General features: G+C 71.9%; 16 protein-coding genes. 7 read left to right on the top strand and 9 right to left on the bottom strand.

What is annotated here, in order from left to right:
- Position 1: 1 nt before the first annotated feature.
- Positions 2 to 1,561, top strand: coding sequence for a glycogen synthase GlgA (gene glgA, locus D3272_RS07015; protein WP_245496430.1), 1,560 nt, complete (start codon positions 2 to 4; stop codon positions 1,559 to 1,561).
- Entirely contained in the window at positions 1,558 to 3,177 is a 1,620-nt protein-coding gene (locus D3272_RS07010) for an alpha-D-glucose phosphate-specific phosphoglucomutase (RefSeq protein WP_129218452.1), read from the top strand. The genes glgA and D3272_RS07010 overlap by 4 nt, the downstream gene beginning before the upstream one ends.
- Before the next feature lie 166 nt (positions 3,178 to 3,343).
- Here D3272_RS07010 and D3272_RS07005 read toward each other — a convergent pair whose 3' ends face one another.
- The 4 genes from D3272_RS07005 to D3272_RS06990 all read right to left on the bottom strand — a co-directional run bounded on the left by D3272_RS07005 (position 3,344) and on the right by D3272_RS06990 (position 5,155).
- A complete protein-coding gene (locus D3272_RS07005; protein ID WP_129218451.1) occupies positions 3,344 to 3,892 on the bottom strand; it encodes a PepSY domain-containing protein in 549 nt (182 codons plus the stop codon).
- Between the two features lie 137 nt (positions 3,893 to 4,029).
- Positions 4,030 to 4,347 (bottom strand): hypothetical protein, encoded by a 318-nt coding sequence (locus D3272_RS07000; protein ID WP_129218450.1) that lies wholly within the window; start codon positions 4,345 to 4,347, stop codon positions 4,030 to 4,032.
- A gap of 112 nt (positions 4,348 to 4,459) precedes the next feature.
- Complete coding sequence (locus D3272_RS06995; RefSeq protein ID WP_129218449.1) at positions 4,460 to 4,828, bottom strand: helix-turn-helix domain-containing protein; 369 nt, start codon at positions 4,826 to 4,828, stop codon at positions 4,460 to 4,462.
- A gap of 18 nt (positions 4,829 to 4,846) precedes the next feature.
- Complete coding sequence (locus D3272_RS06990) at positions 4,847 to 5,155, bottom strand: type II toxin-antitoxin system HigB family toxin (protein ID WP_207210153.1); 309 nt, start codon at positions 5,153 to 5,155, stop codon at positions 4,847 to 4,849.
- Positions 5,156 to 5,309: 154 nt separating this feature from the next.
- Here D3272_RS06990 and glgX point away from each other — a divergent pair, with 154 nt between their 5' ends.
- A complete protein-coding gene (gene glgX / locus D3272_RS06985) occupies positions 5,310 to 9,569 on the top strand; it encodes a glycogen debranching protein GlgX (protein WP_129218448.1) in 4,260 nt (1,419 codons plus the stop codon).
- Between the two features lie 116 nt (positions 9,570 to 9,685).
- Here glgX and D3272_RS06980 read toward each other — a convergent pair whose 3' ends face one another.
- On the bottom strand, positions 9,686 to 10,927 hold the full coding sequence (locus D3272_RS06980; RefSeq protein WP_129218447.1) for an aromatic ring-hydroxylating oxygenase subunit alpha: 1,242 nt from the start codon (positions 10,925 to 10,927) through the stop codon (positions 9,686 to 9,688).
- A 178-nt stretch (positions 10,928 to 11,105) separates the two neighbouring features.
- Here D3272_RS06980 and D3272_RS06975 point away from each other — a divergent pair, with 178 nt between their 5' ends.
- Complete coding sequence (locus tag D3272_RS06975; protein WP_245496429.1) at positions 11,106 to 11,609, top strand: GNAT family N-acetyltransferase; 504 nt, start codon at positions 11,106 to 11,108, stop codon at positions 11,607 to 11,609.
- A gap of 90 nt (positions 11,610 to 11,699) precedes the next feature.
- Here the strand turns inward: D3272_RS06975 and D3272_RS06970 are convergent, their stop codons facing one another.
- Genes D3272_RS06970 through D3272_RS06960 form a run of 3 tightly spaced genes read right to left on the bottom strand, consistent with a single transcriptional unit; the run spans position 11,700 to position 15,304 of the window.
- Entirely contained in the window at positions 11,700 to 12,959 is a 1,260-nt protein-coding gene (locus tag D3272_RS06970) for a cation:proton antiporter (protein WP_129218446.1), read from the bottom strand.
- Between the two features lie 51 nt (positions 12,960 to 13,010).
- A complete protein-coding gene (locus tag D3272_RS06965; RefSeq protein ID WP_129218445.1) occupies positions 13,011 to 14,282 on the bottom strand; it encodes a DUF2254 domain-containing protein in 1,272 nt (423 codons plus the stop codon).
- Positions 14,279 to 15,304 (bottom strand): mechanosensitive ion channel family protein, encoded by a 1,026-nt coding sequence (locus D3272_RS06960; RefSeq protein ID WP_129218444.1) that lies wholly within the window; start codon positions 15,302 to 15,304, stop codon positions 14,279 to 14,281. The genes D3272_RS06965 and D3272_RS06960 overlap by 4 nt, the downstream gene beginning before the upstream one ends.
- A 259-nt stretch (positions 15,305 to 15,563) precedes the next feature.
- Between D3272_RS06960 and D3272_RS06955 the strand changes: the two genes are divergently transcribed.
- The gene (locus tag D3272_RS06955; protein WP_129218443.1) at positions 15,564 to 16,565 is read left to right on the top strand and encodes an adenosine kinase; all 1,002 of its coding nucleotides are present in this window, start codon (positions 15,564 to 15,566) and stop codon (positions 16,563 to 16,565) included.
- Between the two features lie 128 nt (positions 16,566 to 16,693).
- Here the strand turns inward: D3272_RS06955 and D3272_RS06950 are convergent, their stop codons facing one another.
- Positions 16,694 to 17,077, bottom strand: coding sequence for a response regulator (locus D3272_RS06950; RefSeq protein ID WP_129218442.1), 384 nt, complete (start codon positions 17,075 to 17,077; stop codon positions 16,694 to 16,696).
- 178 nt (positions 17,078 to 17,255) lie between these two features.
- Here D3272_RS06950 and D3272_RS06945 point away from each other — a divergent pair, with 178 nt between their 5' ends.
- Both D3272_RS06945 and D3272_RS06940 read left to right on the top strand, forming a co-directional pair.
- Positions 17,256 to 17,696: a dihydroneopterin aldolase gene (locus D3272_RS06945; RefSeq protein ID WP_165361262.1), complete on the top strand. Its 441-nt coding sequence runs from the start codon at positions 17,256 to 17,258 to the stop codon at positions 17,694 to 17,696.
- Between the two features lie 293 nt (positions 17,697 to 17,989).
- Complete coding sequence (locus tag D3272_RS06940; protein ID WP_129218440.1) at positions 17,990 to 18,799, top strand: EAL domain-containing protein; 810 nt, start codon at positions 17,990 to 17,992, stop codon at positions 18,797 to 18,799.
- Positions 18,800 to 18,809: the final 10 nt, after the last annotated feature.

Below are 18,809 nucleotides of genomic sequence, written 5' to 3'. Positions count from 1 at the left end.
CATGTCCATGCCGCTCGCCGATGCGCCGCCCGCGACCGACCTCCGCGCCCTCACGGACGACGGGGTCGCCGAACTGACGGCCGCCCGCACCATCTCGGTCCTGTCGGTCGTCTCCGAAGTCTCCCCGCTGGTCAGGACCGGCGGGCTCGCCGACGTCGCCGGCGCCCTGCCGGCCGCCCTCGCGGCGGAAGGCGTGGCGATGCGCACGCTGGTCCCGGGTTACCCCGAGGTGCTGGACAGGCTGCGCGGCGCCGAAACCGTCGCCACCCTGCCGGACCTGTTCGGCGGGCCGGCCCGCCTGCTCGCCGGCGAGGCCGCGGGCCTCGACCTCATCGCCATCGACGCCCCGCACCTCTACCGGCGCGGCGGCGACCCCTATGTGGCGGCGGACGGGTCGGACTGGCCCGACAACGGCGCGCGCTTCGGGGCGCTCGGCCTCGTCGCGGCGCGCATCGGCCAGGGCCTGATCCCCGGCTATCGCCCCGACGTCGTGCACGGCCACGATTGGCAGGCCGGGCTCGCGCCGGCCTTCCTGCACTTCGCGCCCGGGCCCAAGCCTCCCACCGTGATGACCATCCACAACCTGGCCTTCCCGGGCCAGTTCCCGTCCTCGATGATGGACGTGCTGGGGCTGCCCTGGGAGGCCTTCCGCCCCGACGGCGTCGAATATCACGGCACGCTGTCCTACCTGAAGGCCGGGCTCTTCTACGCCGACCGGGTCACCACCGTGTCGCCGAGCTACGCCGGCGAGATCATGACGCACGAGAGCGGCATGGGCTTCGACGGGCTGCTGCGCGGCCGCGCCAGCACCGTGTCGGGCGTGCGCAACGGCATCGACGATGCCGTGTGGGACCCCGCCGGCGACCCCGACATCCCGGCCCGCTACGCGGTGGGCGACATGGCGGGCCGCGCCCTCAACAAGGACGCGCTGCAGGCCCGCCTCGGCCTCACGCAGGCGCCGGACGCGCTGCTGTTCGGCGTCGTCAGCCGCCTGTCCGGCCAGAAGGGGCTCGACCTCGTGCTCGACGCGCTGCCGACCCTGCTGGAGGTCGGCGGGCAGCTGGCGTTGATCGGCGCGGGCGATGCGTGGTTCGAGGATTCCTTCCGCGCCGCGGCGGCGCGCCACCCGGGCCGGGTCGGCGTCCACATCGGCCACGACGAGAGCCTCGCCCACCTGATGCAGGCGGGTGCCGACGCGCTGCTGGTGCCGTCGCGCTTCGAGCCCTGCGGCCTCACCCAGCTCTGCGCGCTGCGCTACGGCGCCGTGCCGGTCGTGTCGCGCGTCGGCGGCCTCACCGACACGGTGGTGGATGCCAACGAGATGGCCCTGGCCTCGGGCAGCGCCACCGGCATCATGTTCTCGCCCGTCACCCTGCCGGCGCTGGAAACCGCGCTGCGCCGCACCGCCGAGATCTTCCGCGACCCGGAGGACTGGGCCGGCATGGTGATGGCCGGCATGGGCACCGACGTGTCCTGGCGCCGCCCCGCCCGCAAGATGGCGGCCCTCTACCGCGACCTCCTCGCCTCCACCCCGACCGCCGACGCCGGAACAGCCCCATGACAACCGTCGCCACCACGCCCTTCCAGGACCAGAAGCCCGGCACCTCCGGCCTGCGCAAGAAGGTGCCGCACTTCCAGCAGCGGCACTACGTCGAGAACTTCGTCCAATCGATCTTCGACAGCCTGGACGGCTTCGCCGGCCGGGACCTCGTGATCGGCGGCGACGGCCGCTTCTTCAACCGCGACACCATCCAGACCGCGATGAAGATGGCGGCCGCCAACGGCTTCGGCCGGGTGATCGTGGGCCGCGGCGGCATCCTGTCGACGCCGGCGGCCTCGAACCTCATCCGCGTGCGCGAGGCCTTCGGCGGCATCATCCTCTCCGCCTCCCACAACCCCGGCGGGCCGGACGGCGATTTCGGCATCAAGTACAACGCCGCGAACGGCGGCCCGGCACCCGAGAAGATCACCGACGCCATCTACGCCAAGACCAGGTCCATCGCGTCCTTCGAGATCGTTGAGGCGCCGGACGTCGACCTCGACAAACTCGGCACGGTGAAGCTCGGCGACATGACGGTCGAGGTCGTCGACCCCGTGGCCGAATACCAGGCGCTGATGGAGCGGCTGTTCGACTTCCCGGCCATCCGGGCGATGTTCGCGGGCGGCTTCCGCATGCGGTTCGACGCCATGTCGGCCGTGACGGGCCCTTACGCCCACGCCATCCTCGAAGGCGCGCTCGGCGCCGCCCCCGGCACCGTGATCAACGGCACCCCCCTGCCCGACTTCGGCGGCCACCACCCGGACCCGAACCTCGTCCACGCCAAGGGCATCTACGACCTCGCCATGGGGCCGGACGCGCCGGACCTCTGCGCCGCCTCGGACGGGGACGGCGACCGCAACCTCATCATCGGCCGCGGCCTCTTCGTCACGCCCTCCGACAGCCTCGCCGCCCTCAGCGCCAACGCCCACCTGGCGCCCGGCTACAAGGCCGGGCTCAAGGGCATCGCCCGCTCCATGCCGACCTCGGCGGCGGCCGACCGGGTGGCCGAGGCCAAGGGCCTCAAGAGCTACGAGACGCCGACGGGCTGGAAGTTCTTCGGCAACCTGCTCGACGCCGGCCTGGCGACGATCTGCGGCGAGGAAAGCGCCGGCACCGGCTCCGACCACGTCCGCGAGAAGGACGGGCTCTGGGCGGTGCTGCTGTGGCTCAACATCCTGGCGGTGCGCCAGGAGAGCGTCCTCGCCATCATGCGGGACCATTGGCGCACCTACGGCCGCAACTACTACGCCCGCCACGACTACGAGGAGGTGGCGAGCGAGGGCGCCAACGCCCTGATGGCGGGGCTGCGCGGCCAGCTCGCATCCCTGCCCGGCCGCAGCTTCGGCGCCCTGACCGTGCAGGCCGCCGACGACTTCAGCTACCACGACCCGGTGGACGGCTCGGACTCGGCCCACCAGGGCATCCGCGTGATGTTCGCCGACGGGTCGCGCATCGTCTACCGCCTGTCGGGCACCGGGACGGCGGGGGCCACGCTGCGGGTCTACATCGAGCGCTTCGAGGGGGAGGTGCTCGACCTGGAGACCGGGGACGCGTTGAGGGACCTCATCGCCCTGTCGCGGGAGCTGGCGGAGATCGAGCGGCACACGGGGCGGACGGAGCCGTCGGTCGTGACGTGAGGGAGGTGGTGGGAGGCCCGGCCCGGGGTCTTGACCGCCCGTTCCCGCAGCTGCGGCAGAGGTGACGGGCATGGTGGGCATGCCGTGACGTGCCCACCGACGCCCGAGGGCCGAGCCATCCGTCGGGGCGGGTCGGGCCGGACGATGCCCGGGCCGCCCGACGGCATCACACGGCCAGGAGCAGGATCGGGATCACCACGCCGGCCACGAGCAGGCCGGCGGCTGCGGCGCGATTGCGGCCCGGCCGCAACCCGATCCAGATCCCCAGGCAGGTCGAGGCGAACAGCCCGACGGCGGCCAGCAGGAAGAAGATCTTCAACGCCAGGACCTGCCACCCCTCGCCCTTGCCGCCGTCCTGAGGCGGGGCCGGCGGACGAGCTGCGGGCGCGGTGTCGCCCCCGGCCGGGGCGGCGGCTGGCGGCGACGCCGGCGGGGGCGCGCGCCGATGCGGCAGGGCGAAGACCTGGTCCTTGTGGACCATGCCGAGTTCCTGGAACAGCGCCGGCGGCACGAAGGAGCGGTTGGGCCTCACCTCGTGCAGGCTGAAGAGTTGCAGCGCGCCCGTCGCGGCGAAGAACAGCAGCGAGGGGGCGAACAGCATCCCGAGGTAGAGGTGGATGTCCCGCAGGCGGCGTTGCAGCATGGCCGGGGAGGTGCGGGAGACAGGCCGGCGCGGCGCCTCGGCCTGGATGCGGGTGGTGACGGTCGGTTCCAAGGTCCCTCCTCAGGCGAAGGCCCGCCCGTCGGCGTTCGACGGGTCGCGTTCGGTCGTGTGGGACGTGCAGGGTCTGGTCGCGCGGCCGACCTCGCTCCGCGTCGATCATCTCGTCCCACCTCCCGCCGGACGGCCGCTCAATGCGCGTCGAGCGGCGGCAGGTCGAGGTGCTGCTCGACGCGGCGGAGGCGGGCCTCCAACTCGCTGATGAGGATGCCATGGCCGATGACGGAGGTGTGGTATTCGACGACGGCGCGGCGCAGCCCGACGATCTGCTCGCCGAGATCCTTGCGGACCCCGGTGATCTCCCGGCGAACCTCGATGAAGTCCGACGCCACGTCGGCCCGCAGCGAATGAATTTCGGATCTCAGGTCGGCGATGTCCGCCTTGGTCGCCATCTCGGCCCGCATGTCGCGGAGCAGTTGGAGGACGAGGTTGTCGGGCTCGGTGCTCATGTGGGTTCCCCTGTGCGGCAGCCTACCCCCGATCGTACCGCCGCGCCATCGCCCCGCAGGGTCGCTTTCCGGCCCGCCGCTGACGATGTCGGCCCGATCTCCGAGGGTGAAGCTAGGCCGCCAGCGCATAGGGCGCGACGAGCAGTTGGATGGGGATGTGCCAGGCCGCGCTGATCTTCTGCGCGACCGCGAGGGAGATGCGGCGTTTGGCCCGCACGAGCTCGGACGCCATGGGACGGGAACCGAGCAGCTCGGCCAGTTCGGCTTGGCTATGGCCCATCTCCGTCACCGCATGGAGCAGGATCTCCGCGGGCGTGCAGTCCCGGCGGGGCCAGCGCTGGGCCTCGTAGACCTCGACGAGCGTCGCCAGCACGTCGAGCTTGTCGTTCTCGGGGCTGTCGTCGGGGTAGGCCCAAAGGCGCTCGATTTCCACCAGGGTGTCTCGGTGGTCGTCGTCGGTGCGGATGGGTCGGATGTCCATCGGTTCGCCTCAAAGGACTCAGAACTGAGAAACGGCCAGCGCATCGATACGGTCGTACTCGGCATGGGTTCCGATGGATTTGACGAAGACGATCCTGTTCTTGAACTTGAAGGAAGCGATCAGACGATAATCTCCACCCGAGACCTCGAAACGCACGCGTTGTCCGTCCAGCACCTTGGCCTTCGAGAACAGCGCTTGCACCTCGGCCGTCGTGCCGCAATCGCCTCCCTTCATCACCGCAGTCCACCTTTCCAGAGATGCCCGCGCGTCCGGATGCTGGGCCCAGAACGCCGACAGATTGGCATGTGCGATGATCCGCATCGCCATTCCTTAGCATGTTCCAATGGTGCGAACAACGCGCGCCCGAATGGGCGTGCTTGCCGGCACGCCTTCATGGCGCGATCGCCCCCCGCCCAAACCTTCCGCTGTGCACCGCAGCGATGCTAAGGGTCACGCTCCCGTGATCCACCCAGGCAGGGCGATGCTGAACGACGGACAGGCCGACATCTCCGCATCCCCCGCGGTCCAGCCCGGCCCCGGCCGACCCGAGCCGCTCGGCGTCACGCCGATGGACGGCGGCGTCAACGTCGCGGTCTTCTCGGCCCACGCCGACGCCATCGTGATCTGCCTCTACGACGCGGAGGGCGGGGCCGAACAGTCGCGCTTCACCCTGCCGGAGCGGACCGGCGACGTTTTCCACGGCTTCATCCCGGGGGTGCAGCCCGGCACCCGCTACGGGTTGCGGGCGCGGGGGCCCTGGGAGCCCTGGAACGGGCACCGGTTCAACGACGCCAAGCTCCTCATCGACCCCTATGCCCGGGCGCTCGACCGCCCGCTCGTGCTCGACGACACGATGTTCGACAGCCCGCCCGGCAGCGCCGAGCCGGACCGCCGCGACAGCGGCCCCGCCATGCCCAAAGGCATCGTGCTCGAAGCCGTGTTGCCCGACGCCAGAGCGGCGACGCCCACCGGCGCCCCGGCCTGGTCCGGCGCCCCGGCCTGGCCGCGCACCAGCATCGCCGAGGTCCATGTCCGCGGCTTCTCGAAGCTCAATCCCGATGTTCCCGAGGAGATCCGCGGCACCTTCGCGGGCCTGGCCTCGCCGGCCGGCATCGCCCATTTCAAGGCGCTCGGCATCACCACGCTGGAGCTGATGCCCGCCATGGCCTGGGCCGACGAGCGCCACCTCGGCCCGCTCGGCCTCACCAACGTCTGGGGCTACAACCCCGTGGCCCTGCTGGCGCCGGACCCGCGCCTCGCCCCCGGCGGCTGGGCCGAAGTGCGCGCGGCCGTGGCGGCGCTGCACGAGGCCGGCATCGAGGTGCTGCTCGACGTCGTCTACAACCATTCGGGCGAAGGCGACGAGCACGGCCCGACCCTGTGCTTCCGCGGCCTCGACAACGCCTCCTACTACCGGCTCGACGCCTCCGACCCGAGCCGCTACGTCAACGACGCCGGCTGCGGCAACGTCCTCGACGCCGAAAGCCCGGCCGTGGTGCGGCTGGTGCTGGATTCGTTGCGCGCCTGGGCGCGGGACGGCGGCATCGACGGTTTCCGCTTCGACCTCATGCCGGTGCTGGGCCGGCGCCGCGGCGGCTTCGACCCCCACGCGCCCATCATCGCCGCCATCGCGCAGGACCCGGTGCTGCGCCGGTCGAAGCTCGTGGCGGAGGCCTGGGACATCGGCCCCGGCGGCTACCAGGTGGGTCGGTTCGACGCGCTGTGGGGCGAGTGGAACGACCGCTACCGCGACGACGTCCGCGCCTTCTGGACGGGCCGGGCCGGGCCGGCCGCCTTGGCGGGCCGGGTCACGGGCTCGGCCGACCTCTTCGCCGCCAAGCGCCACCCGTCGCGCTCGGTGAACTTCGTCACCGCCCACGACGGCTTCACGCTGGCCGACCTCGTCAGCTACGACGGCAAGCACAACGCGGCCAACGGCGAGGGCAACCGCGACGGGCGCGACGAGAACCTGTCGTGGAACCACGGCGTCGAGGGCCCGACGGAGGACCGCGCCATCCTGGCCGCCCGCGCGCGCGACCAGCGCAACCTGCTCGCCACGCTGTTCCTGTCGCGCGGCACGCCGATGATCGGCCCGGGCACCGAGGCCGGCCACACGCAGGGCGGCAACAACAATGCCTATTCGCAGGACAACGCCACCACCTGGCTCGACTGGTCCCGGACCGACAGCCCGCTGCGCGGCTTCATCCGCCGCCTGATCGACCTGCGTGCCGCCCACCCCGCCCTCACGCATGACGCGTTCCCCACCGGTGCGCCCGTGGCGGGGAGCGACCTGCCCGACGTCGCCTGGCGCCTGCCCGACGGCCGCACCCCCGCGGCCGGCGACTGGGAGAACCCCGCCACCGCGACGCTGATCGGCGTGCTGGCGGCCCCCGGCCGCGACGTCGGCGCCCCGCCGGACCGCATCCTGCTGGCCTTCCACGCCGGTTCGGAGGCTCTGTCCGTCGCGCTGCCCGAGCCGCGGCCGGGTTGGCATTGGCTCCGCACGCTCGACACCGCCGCCGAGGGCGCGCCCTCCCAGCCGGGCGAGTTCGGAGAAGCGGCGCTCGAGCCGCGCTCCGTCGTGCTGCTCGTCGAGCGCGAAGGCGCGCCTCCGCGGCGGGTGCGGCGCCTGTCCTCCGAGGACGTGCTCGACACGCTGTCCGAGGCCGCCGGCGTCGCGCCCGAATGGTTCGCCGCCACGGGCCGCCGCCAGCGCGTCTCGCCCGACACGAAGCGGGCGCTGCTGCGCGCCATGGGGCTCGAAGCCGGCACGGACGGGGAAGCGCGCGACAGCCTCGCCCGCCTGTCCGACCGGCGCCTGCGCCCGCTGCCGCCCAGCATCGTGGGCCACACCGGCACCACGGTGGCGGTGGACGTGATGGCGGAGGGCCTCTCGGGTCGGCACGCGCTTCTCGTGCGGCGCGAGGACGGGTCGGAGGAAACCTACAACCTCGACCTCGACGGCGGCGAGCGCGGCGCCTTCGACGCGCCCGACGGGCGGCGCGGGCTGCGGGTGCGGCTGGCGCTGCCGCCCCAGCCCGCCGGCCGGCACCGGCTGCTGCTCGACGGCGACGCGGCCGGCGCCAGCCTGATGACGGTGGCGCCGCGCCGCTGCTTCATCCCGGCCGACTACCGGGACGGCCGGCGCGGCTTCGGCGTCTCGGCGCATCTCTACACGCTGCGCCGGCGCGACGACGGCGGCATCGGCGACTTCACCACGCTGGGGATCTTCGCCGAGGAGACCGCCCGCCACGGCGGCGACTTCGTCGGCCTCAACCCGATGCACGCGCAATTCGCCGCCGACCGCGACCGCGCCAGCCCCTACAACCCCTCCGACCGGCGCTTCCTCGACCCCGCCTATCTCGACGTGACGGCGCCGGCGATCCTCGGCGAGACGCCGGAGGCGGCCCGCATCCTCGACTCCCAGGCCGGCCGGCTCGCCGACCTGCGCGCCGTCGATGCCGTGGACTACACGGGCGTCTGGGCCGCCAAATCCGCCGTGCTGGAGGCCGCCTTCGCGGGCTTCGACGCGCGCCGGGCGGCCGGTGGTGGGGATGTGGCGGACTTCGAGCGGTTCCTCGCCGCGGGCGGCGAGGCTCTGCGCCGCTTCGCCATCTTCGAAAGCATCGCCGAGACCGTGCCGCGCATGCCCTGGCAGCTCTGGGACGCGTCGCTGCGCGAGCCCACCGGGGCCGGCATCGCGGATTTCGCCTCCGTCCACGGCCACCGCGTCCGCTACCACCTCTGGCTCCAGTGGCAGGCTTCGGTGCAGTTCGCCGGCGCGGCGGCGCGGGCCGAGGCGGCGGGCCTCGCGCTCGGCTTCTACCGCGACATCGCGGTCGGCACGGCGCCCGACGGCGCCGAAGCCTGGGCCGAGGCCGGCAATTTCGCCCGCGGCGTCTCGGTCGGCGCCCCGCCCGACCCCTTCTCCGCCACCGGCCAGGTGTGGAGCCTGCCGCCGCCCAACCCCGTCGCCGAAGCCTCGACGATGTTCGCGACCCTGCTGTCGGCCAACATGCGCCATGCCGGCGCCCTGCGCATCGACCACGCCATGGGGCTGCAGCGTCTGTTCTGGGTGCCGGACGGAGCCAGCGGCGCCCAGGGCGCCTATGTGGGCTACGACCTCGAGCGCAACCTCGCCGACGTGGCGCTGGAAAGCCATCGCGCCCGCTGCCTCGTCATCGGCGAGGATCTCGGCACGGTGCCGGACGGCTTCCGCGACCGGCTCGATGCCGCCGACGTGCTGAGCTACCGGGTGATGTTCTTCGAGCGGGACGGGCTCAACTTCCTGCCCGGCACCGCCTATCCCGCCAAGGCGGTGGCCTGCGTGGCGACCCACGACCTGCCGACGCTGGCGGGCTGGTGGGAAGGCGCCGACTATCGCGAGCGCGGCGCCATCGGCCACATGCCGGCGGAGGAGGCCGCCAAGGCCGAGGCCGACCGGGTGGAGGAAAAGCACCGCTTCGCCGAGGCCGTCGGGGTGCAGTCGCTGGAAGGGGCGACGGCGGTGCCGCGCGAGGTCATCGACGCCGCCCACCGCTTCGTCGCCGACACGCCCTGCATCCTGGCCGTGGCCCAGGCCGAGGACCTGGTCGGCGAGACCGTGGCGGTCAACCTGCCCGGCACCAGCCACGAGCGGCCGAACTGGCAGCGCAAGCTCGCACCCGACGTGTCCGAGATCTTCGCCGTCGCCGGCGGGTCACTGCCGAAGCGGCGCCGGGGCGACGGCCTGGAGATGTGACGGCGGGCTGGGCCGCCGCCGGACGCGCCCCCCCCTGGGGTCCACGCCCTTCTCCTCCGCCAGGGGGAGGAGGGCGGGCCTGCCGCCCAGAAGGACGGGTCTGCCGCCCGCCGCCGTCAGGCGACGCGGCGCAGCTTCGGCTCGCCGACAATGGCCCGTTCGGTCGCGCCGACGTACCAGTCGACGAACTGCATGACGCCCGATTCGTGCTCGGCCGAGTAGGGGCCGGGCTCGTAGGCGGGCGACAGGATGCCCCGCTGGTTCTCCTCCACCACCCGCCTGTCCTGGTCGTTGGTGGCCATCCACACCTTGGTGAGCTCGTCGATGTCGTAGTCGACGCCCTCGACCGCGTCCTTGTCGACGAGCCACTTGGTCGTCACCTCGGTGTGGGTCGCGTCGATCGGCATCACCCGGAAGGTCGTGGCGACGTCGCCGAGCACGTGGTTCCACGTCGACGGGTAGTGAAACAGCAGCAGCGTGCCGATCATGGGCTCGGTCACGCGCGGCGTCAGCGGGCGCTTCACGGCCCGGCCGCCCGACATCGTGTAGCTTTCGACGCCCTCGATCAGCGGCGCGCGGGTGATGCGGTACTGGCCGGTCTCGGCGATCTGGAAGGTCGAGGGCAGGCCGACGCCCTCGCAGCGGCCCCAATGCTCCAGCATGGCGGGGTCGCTCATCACGGCGTCGACGCCCGTCGAGGTCGGGGCTTCGGGGAAGCTGCGACAGAGTTCGGGATGGTTGGCGGCGCAGTGGGAGCACTCGCGGTTGTTCTCCCACACGAGCTTCCAATTGCCGTTCTCGACGATGGTGGAGCTGAAGGCCACCTTGGTGTCGGCGAGGTCGTGCGGCGCCAGATAGGGCTCGACGGTGGCGCGGAAGGGCTCCCACGCCGGCGCCTCCTGGGCCACGCAGACGAAGATGTAGCCGCCGGTGCTGTGGCAGTGGACGGGCTTCAGCCCGAGTTCCGACCGGTCGACGGCGGCATCCATGTGGCGGGCGCGCGCCAGGCTGCCGTCGAGGTCGTAGGACCATTGGTGGTAGGGGCAGACCAGGCGCTTGGCGCGGCCGTGGTCGACCGTGCAGACGCGCGAGCCGCGGTGCCGGCAGGAATTGTGGAAGGCCCGGATGGCGCCGTCGTTGCCGCGGACGATCATGATCGGATACTCGCCGATCTGCATCGTGAAGAACTGCCCCGCCTCCTTGATCTCGCAATCGTGGCCGGCGAACAGCCAGTCGCGATAGTAGATGTTCTCGAGGTCGAGCCGGAAGAACTCGGGGTCGCAGTAGAAAGCGCGCGGCAGCGAGAAGCCGGGCCGACGCGCCTTGAGCTGGGCCAGCATGGTCTGGGGGAGGCTCATGGCGGGATCCACGACGGCCCGCGCGGCGGCGGGCTAGATTGACGGTGGCGGCCAGCCTAGCAGCGCGCCGCGGCGCCGCGCGAGCCTCCAGCCGCGCCATTCTGGCCCGGTTGCGACGCCGGGGGGTCCCCTGTCGGCCTCGCCCGCGGGCGGAACGGCCGCGGGATGTCGCTTCGAGTTGCGGACGGTCGCAAGCTTCCCCACAGTGGCCGGCATGCGTTCTCCGCCGTTCTCCGTCGCCGACCTTCGAGAACGGCCAGAATTCGCGCCCGTCGTCGCCGACCGTGTGTGGCGGGCTTGGTGGAAGCCCAAAGGACATGCCCTCGCTCCCATCGCGGCATTCACGCGGACATGTCTCGCCGACGCCCCTATTCCGTCGGCGCTCGTGGCTCATGACGCCACCGGATTCCTCGGAAGCGCGCTGGTGATCGCGTCGGATCTCAGCATCCGGCCGCAGTATACGCCCTGGGTCGCAGCCGTTTGGGTCGATCCCCAGCACCGAAACGCGAACGTCGGTTCGGGGCTCGTGCGAGCCGGAGCGGAAGCGGCCAAACGGTCGGGCTTCGCGACCGCCTATCTCTGCGCCATGCCGCACAACCACGCCTTCTACGAGCGGCTGGGCTGGAGCATCGTCGAGACGGATGTCGACGGCGAAGGGCTCGCGGTGTTTCGGTCGCGGTAGCGAGCGGAATGCCTCGCAAACCGTTGCCGCAACACCGGGTCGGTTACCGCGTCGAAACCAAGCTCCATTCCGGCGCCGGCCTGACCGACGCTAAGCCGGCGGCGACAGGTCGACCGTCCGCCGCGCCATCCAGCCCAGCGTCGAGCCCTGCACCACGATGCTGAACAGCACGACCGCGTAGGTCGACACCAGGATGGCCGATTTCGCCGGATTGTCGGGCACGGCCAGCGCCAGCGCGACCGAGATGCCGCCGCGGACGCCGGCCCAGGTCAGGAACGGGATGTTGCGGACGGCGAACTGGGGGCTCCGGAGGAACAGCACGGGCGGCACGGCGAGGGAGGCGCCCCGTGCCGCGATGACCAGCGGCACCGCCAGCACGGCCAGCACGATGTTGCCGCCGTCGAAGCTCACCAGCAGCACTTCGAGGCCGATCAGCAGGAACAGGATCGAGTTCAGCACCTCGTCGACCAGCGTCCACAGGGCGAAGACGTATTTCTGGGTGTTGTCGCTCATGGCGTAGCGCGGGCCGCGGTCTCCGATGAGCAGGCCCGCCGCCACCATGGCGAGCGGGCCGCTGACGTGGATCGCCTCGGCGGTCGCATAGGTGGCGGTGACGAGGGCGAGCGTGATGAGCACCTCGACGGGATAATCGTCGATGGCCCGCATGGCGCGGTAGGCCAGGTAGCCCGAGACGAGGCCGAGCAGGAGGCCGCCGCCCGCTTCGACGAGCAGCAGTTCCCCGACGGCGAGGGGCGTCGTTTCGGCCGCCGGCGCCCCCGTGGCGAAGCGGAGCAGCACCGTGAACAGCACGATGCCGACACCGTCGTTGAACAGCGACTCGCCCTGCAGCTGCACTTCGAGCCTGTCCGGGATGCTCACGGTCCTCAGCGTGCTCATCACGGCGACCGGATCGGTCGGGCTGATGAGCGCCCCGAACACCAGGGCCCAGACCAGCGGGACCGGATGGCCGGACAGCTGCGCGACCGTCCAGAAGCCGCACCCCACGATGGCGGTCGACACGACCGTGCCCAGGATCGCCAGCACCAGCACCGGCACGGCGTGGTTCCGCAGCTTGCCGACGTCGACGTGGAGGGCGCCGGCGAAGATCAGGAAGGCCAGCATGCCGTCCATCACGACGGCGCTGAAGTCGATCTGCCCCAGGACCTTGCCGAGCGTCGCCGAAGCGCGATGGTCCGGCAGCATCGCGTCGAGGGCGACGAGCACGAGGGACGCCACCACGCCCATGACCAGGAGGCCGATGGCGTGGGGCAGCAGCACGAACTTGCGGTTCAGCCAGCCGAAGACGGCCGACAGGGTGAGGAGGATCGCGCAAAGGTCGAGGATGGACATCGGGAACCGGGTTGGAGCGTCGGGGCGGTGGGTGCGGGAAGCGGTCCGCGGTCAGACGCCGACGCCGAACCTGCGATGGCGCTCCTCGCAATCCGCGAGGCCGGCGGGGTCGCTCACCCCGCCCCGCGCCACCGCGAGGGCGAGGTCGGCGTGGCGGCGGAGCGTCGCCCGGCGGTCCTCGAACCGTTCGACCTCGTCGACGCGCGCCAGCACCTCCAGCAGCCGGATCAGCACGTAGGCCGAGCCGGAGCCGTTCTGCCGGATGGTGTGGAACATGCCGTCGCAAAGGCCGTCGTAGTCCACCACGTCGAGGGTGAGCACGATCTCGCCGTCGCGCGCGACGGCCCCGCGCGGCAGGTGCCGAGGCGCGATGTGGCAGAGCGCGTCGGCGAAGTGGTCGAGGACGCTGCCGGCCGTGAAGGGGTCGTTGATGCCGGGCGACAAGGCCCGCACGGCGATCTCGTTGAGCTGGCGCACCGAATATTCGACGTCCTGCAGGGCGGCCTGCCGGCGACCGAAGGTGAGCGCCTTGGCGAAGACCGCGCCGACGTCGTCGACCGCCGCCGACACCTCGGCGACCGGCGCCCCCTTGGGCACGAAGGTGCCGGGCCTCACCCGCATCCGGATCGCCACGCCGTGGCCCGCCGCCCAGTCGGCCAGCATGGCGTCGTCGACCGCCTGGAGGAAGCCGCTGCCCGGAGCCGGCACCGGCAGTCCCCTCAGGGGCGCCTCGGGCGGCAGGAGCGGGGCCTCGTCCTGCGTCTTGTCGGCGATCGCCGCGACGAGGTCGCGATGGACGAGGTCCACCACCGTCTCGACGTTGATGGAGGTGGCGATGTGATGGACGAACCACACCAGCGTGCCGAGGCACACCAGGGCCAGCCCCATGGCGCCCGTGACGGCGACATGGGGCACGAAGGTGCCCTCGTTCGCCGTGCGGACGGTGCGCAGCACCATCAGCGCATAGGCGAAGGTGCCGAGGAAGATGCCGAGCGCCACCTGGTTGCGGCTGTCGCGCACGAAGTTGCGCAGCAGGCGCGGCCCCATCTGCCCCGAGGCCAGCGACAGGGCCGCGATGGTGATGGAGAAGATCGTGCCGGCGACGCCGATGCTCGACGACGCCACGGCGCCCAGCAGCGACCGCGCGCCCTCCCCGCCGCCGGAATAGCCCCAGGAGGAGGCGCCGGCGTCGGACGCCGATGCCGTGCGGTCGAACGACGTGGCCAGCAGAGCCAGCCCGATGCACAGCATCACGACGAGGGCGGGCCGCAGCCAGAACTGGTCGCCGAGGTCCTCGAGCCAGGCGCGGAGGCGGGCGTTCACCGGGGCTGGCCCGCCGCCGGCGTCCCGACGCCCGGCGTGCCGGCGATCGGCGTCCCGGCTTGGGGCGCGTCGCCCCGGCCGGCGCGTTCGACGCGCAGCGGCGGCAGGCCGACGATGTCGTAGGTGGCCGACGCGATGCCGATGCCGGCCTCGTCGAGCCTGGCGATGACGTGGCGCGTCATGGCGTCCTTGGCGCCGCGGATCTGGTGCGTGCCGACGATGAACCGCACCGTCAGCTCCATCCAATTGTCGGTGATGCGCCAGTAGACGCGCGGCTGGAGCTCGATCGGCTCGACGCCGAAGGTCGCCTGCAGGTGGGCCTTGGCCTCGACCGCCATGGTGTCGGGGTCGGTGGCGTGCAGGCGGGCCGCCTCGACCAGCGTGCGCTCCACATAGGCGCGGTCCGCCTGGTAGGTGATCGGGATCGCCATCTCCTCCCAGATGAAGGGGAAGTCGCGGCTGTAGTTGTAGACCGGCTCGGAGAAGATCTGCGAGTTCGAGACCGTGACGATGCGGCCCGTGAACTGGCGGCTCCTCACCCACATGGCCGGGTCCGAGCCCTGGACGCTCGGGGGCTGGCCCATCTCCATGATGGTGGTCTGGACGAAGCCGAGCCGCATGACGTCGCCGCGCACGCCGCCCATCGAGATGCGGTCGCCGACCGTGAAGGTGTTGCCGCGCAGGATCACGAGGTAGCCGGCGAGCGAGGTGATGACCTGCTGCAGCGCGAAGGCCACGCCCGCCGAAACGAGGCCGAAGGCCGTGGCGAGCCGCGTCGGGTCGTTGAACCAGATCGACAGCAGGCCGAGCACCAGCACGACGGCGGCGACCAGGCTGATGCCCTGGCGCGTCCAGAACCGGAGCTGGGTGGTGGCGTCGAAGCTCTTGCCGGCGAACCGGCCGACCAGGGCGCGCAGACCCACGCGGACCAGCACCACGACGGCGATGAACACGAGCGACAGGACGAGCTTGCGCCCGTTCTCCGCATCGACGCCGACCCAGTCGATGCCCAGGAAATGCATTCACGACCCTCCGCCGGGCCCCGCCCACCAGGATCACCGGCGCGGCGACGGGCTGGGGCGCCTCACGCGTCCAATCGATGGTCGGCGGGAAGGTTCATGGGGTGCGGCACAGGGCGGGACCGATCTTCGGGGCGGGCTCGCCCATCGCCCCCAAGCCCCGAAGGCCCGGGCCGCCCTGCCCCGGCGGGCCGCCCGCGGCTTGACGGGCCCGGCGCCGGGGTGCGAGAGGCGGCGGCCTTCCCTCGCGCCGGATCACCGCATGCCCGCCCAGACCCTCGACCTCCTCTGCCTGGGGAACGCCATCGTCGACGTCCTCACCAGCGTCGACGACGCCTTCCTCGACACGTGGGGCATCGCCAAGGGCGGCATGAACCTCATCGACGAGGCGCGGGCCGAGGCGCTCCATGCCGCCATGGGCACCACCGTCATCGTCTCGGGCGGCTCGGCCGCCAACACGGCCGTCGGGGCGGCGAAGCTCGGCGCGGCCTCCGCCTTCATCGGCAAGGTCCGCGACGACGAGGTGGGCGGCTATTTCTCGGCCGACCTGCGCTCGACCGGCGTCGCCTTCGGGACCCCCGCCGCCGCCGACGGCCCCGTCACGGCGCGCTCCTACATCCTGGTGACGCCCGACGGGCAGCGCACGATGAACACCTTTCTCGGCGCCTGCCAGAACCTCACCGTGGACGACGTGGATCCCGCCCTCGTGGCCGCCGCCGGCGTCACCTACCTCGAAGGCTACCTGTGGGATCCGCCCCACGCCAAGGACGCATTCCGCAAGGCGTCGAGCCTCGCCCACGCGGCCGGCCGCCGGGTGGCGCTGTCCCTGTCGGACAGTTTCTGCGTCGGCCGCTACCGGGACGAGTTCCTGGACCTCGTCCGGTCGAAGCAGGTCGACATCGTCTTCGCCAACGAGGCGGAACTGCTCGCCCTCTACGAGACGGCCGACTTCGACGGCGCCGTGGCGGCCCTGCGGGCGGATTGCGCCCTCGCGGCCGTGACCCGCGGCGCGGCGGGCGCCGTCGTGGCGGAGCCCGGCGGCGTGCGCGGCGTGCCGGCCTTTCCGGTGGCGGCCGTGGTCGACTCGACCGGCGCCGGCGACCTCTTCGCCGCCGGCTTCCTGGCCGGACTGGCCCGGGGGCGCGACGCGCTCGACTGCGCCCGGCTCGGTGCGCTCGCCGCGGCCGAGATCATCGGCCACGTCGGGGCCCGCCCCGTGGCCGACCTCGCCGCCCTGGCCCGGGCCGAGCGGCTGGATGCCTGATATCGTGTGACCGCATGCCCTCCGCGCCGAGAACGGAGGGAGACTTCCGATCGGTTCCAGAGGGCGTTCCGGCACGAGCTCGACGCGTTCGTCACCCGGGGATCCCGCACCCCCTCCCCCAGCCGGCCTCAGCCGCCCGCGCGGGCCTCGGCGATCAGCGCGGGCAGCGCGCCGACGAGCGCGCGCGGGTCGAACGGCTTCTCCCACAGGGAGATGGCGCCATAGGCTTCCGGGATGAAGGCGCGGCCGTAGCCGGTCGCGAAGACGAAGGGCGTGCGGCGCGCGAGCAACTGGTCGGCCAAGCGATAGGCGGTCTCGCCCTGCAGGTTCACGTCGAGCACGGCGGCATCGATCGTCTCGGACGCGAGGAGCGCCAGCGCGGCCTCGCGGCTCGGCGCCGGCCCGACCACGACGGCACCGGCGCGGCGCAGCGCGGCGCCGATGTCGTCGGCGATGAAATACGTGTCCTCGACCACGAGGATCCTGCAATCCTGGAGGTGCTGGTCCGGCATGCGACGCCCTTGAAGCCTGCTTCGCCGCGGGGCGGCGCCGCGTCATCGTAGCGGAAACGGCGGCGTTGTGGGACCCGGGTTTTCATCCCCCAAATGGGCGGGCGCCAGGCCGGGATGGCGCGCGCCGGCCCGATGCTGCACAGTCGTGGCGCGTCCTCCCGGCGACGGAGCCCATCCCGTGTCACCCTTCCCCAGCCTCAGGGCCGCGCTGCTGTCGAACGACGAGGCGGCCCGCGTCATCGTCTTCGAGGACCTCGACCTCACGCTGCGCATCGGCGCCCATGCCGCCGAGCGGCACGGGCCGCAGCGGGTCCGGGTCTCGGCCGAACTCCTCGTGGTGCCGGCGGCCCCACTCGCCTCGGACGACCTCGCCGAGGTGGTCGACTACGATGCGGTGAAGCGCGACATCGCCGCCCTCGCCGAGGCGCCCCACGTCGACCTCCAGGAAACGCTGGCCGAGCGCGTGGCCGGGCTCTGCCTCAAGCCGCGCGACGTCGCCGCCGTCGAAGTCTACCTTCGCAAGCTCGACGTGTACCCGGACTGCCGCAGCGTCGGCATCCGCATCCTGCGCACCCGCCGCAGCCTCGAACCCCACGCCGGCGATCCGCACCGCCCGTGACGCCAGTCTGCCGTCGGGCGTCGTCCGATTCCGGTTTCAGCAACCCTCCCACAGATCGCCGTAGTCTTGGTCACCCGGCGGGCAGCCGTCCGATGCAAAGCCTGTCGAGGGTTCCGCAGGGTCGGTGGAGGCAGCCAGAGATCCGCGCATTGAATGCGGCGATAATTCGCATTTGACACCACCGTCCTTGCTTGCTGTCTAGATGTCGCAGCGCGACGGCGCCGTCTGACGATTTACGTCAATGAAACGATCGCGCAGTTAGTTTATTGGAGCGAGGTCGAGACCTGTAAGCCATGAAAACCGCGTGCCAAGGCTGCCGAGAGGGTGGACCGCTGCCATTCGAGTTCACGATGGCGTTCCATCCCATCATCGACCTTCAGCGACAGGTCGTCTGGGGCTACGAAGCCCTTGTCAGGGGCGTTGCGGGCGAGGGCGCCGGCCAGATCCTGGCGATGGTCGACGACGTCAACCGCTACAAGTTCGACCAGGCCTGCCGCGTCACGGCGATCGAGCTCGCCCGGAGCCTGTTCCCCAACACCGAGGCCCGGCTGTCGATCAACTTCATGCCGAACGCCGTCTACGAACCGGCTGCCTGCATCCGTGCGACGCTGGACGCCGCCCGTCGCGTGGGGTTCTCGCACCGCCGGATCATGTTCGAGTTCACCGAGAACGAGCGGATGACCGACACCGCCCACGTGCAGCGGATCGTCGCCGAATACCGCCGGCAGGGCTTCGCCACCGCCATCGACGATTTCGGCGCCGGCTATGCCGGGCTGAACCTGCTGGCGAGCTTCCAGCCCGACTTCATCAAGCTCGACATGGAGCTGATCCGCGGCATCGCGACGTCGACCGCGCGTCAGGTCATCGTCGGGGGCGTGATCGCCATGGCGCGCCAGTTGGACGTCGTGGTGATCGCCGAGGGGGTGGAGACCGAGGCCGAACTGGCCACCCTCCGCGCGGCCGGCATCGACCTGTTCCAGGGCTTCCTGTTCGCCAAGCCGGCCGTGGCGGCCCTGCCGCCGGTCTGGTGGCCGGCGCGGCAACCCGCGGCGGCGTGCCTCGACGCGCCCGTCGCCGACCGTGTCGCCGATGTTGCCCTCTGACCGTCGGGGA

Origin of the sequence: Lichenibacterium ramalinae (assembly GCF_004137085.1) — a bacterium.
In the GTDB taxonomy this organism is placed as follows: domain Bacteria; phylum Pseudomonadota; class Alphaproteobacteria; order Rhizobiales; family Beijerinckiaceae; genus Lichenihabitans; species Lichenihabitans ramalinae.
The sequence above is the reverse complement of the archived record's forward strand: the minus strand, read 5'-3'. Positions and strand labels throughout refer to the sequence as shown.

Excerpts from the sequence above, each read along its gene's own strand:
- glgA (WP_245496430.1), top strand. The coding sequence starts at position 2 with ATGTCCATGCCGCTCGCCGATGCGCCGCCCGCGACCGACCTCCGCGCC.
- D3272_RS07010 (WP_129218452.1), top strand. The coding sequence starts at position 1,558 with ATGACAACCGTCGCCACCACGCCCTTCCAGGACCAGAAGCCCGGCACC.
- D3272_RS07000 (WP_129218450.1), bottom strand. The coding sequence starts at position 4,347 with ATGAGCACCGAGCCCGACAACCTCGTCCTCCAACTGCTCCGCGACATG.
- D3272_RS06995 (WP_129218449.1), bottom strand. The coding sequence starts at position 4,828 with ATGGACATCCGACCCATCCGCACCGACGACGACCACCGAGACACCCTG.
- D3272_RS06990 (WP_207210153.1), bottom strand. The coding sequence starts at position 5,155 with ATGGCGATGCGGATCATCGCACATGCCAATCTGTCGGCGTTCTGGGCC.
- glgX (WP_129218448.1), top strand. The coding sequence starts at position 5,310 with ATGCTGAACGACGGACAGGCCGACATCTCCGCATCCCCCGCGGTCCAG.
- D3272_RS06980 (WP_129218447.1), bottom strand. The coding sequence starts at position 10,927 with ATGAGCCTCCCCCAGACCATGCTGGCCCAGCTCAAGGCGCGTCGGCCC.
- D3272_RS06970 (WP_129218446.1), bottom strand. The coding sequence starts at position 12,959 with ATGTCCATCCTCGACCTTTGCGCGATCCTCCTCACCCTGTCGGCCGTC.
- D3272_RS06960 (WP_129218444.1), bottom strand. The coding sequence starts at position 15,304 with ATGCATTTCCTGGGCATCGACTGGGTCGGCGTCGATGCGGAGAACGGG.
- D3272_RS06955 (WP_129218443.1), top strand. The coding sequence starts at position 15,564 with ATGCCCGCCCAGACCCTCGACCTCCTCTGCCTGGGGAACGCCATCGTC.
- D3272_RS06950 (WP_129218442.1), bottom strand. The coding sequence starts at position 17,077 with ATGCCGGACCAGCACCTCCAGGATTGCAGGATCCTCGTGGTCGAGGAC.
- D3272_RS06940 (WP_129218440.1), top strand. The coding sequence starts at position 17,990 with ATGAAAACCGCGTGCCAAGGCTGCCGAGAGGGTGGACCGCTGCCATTC.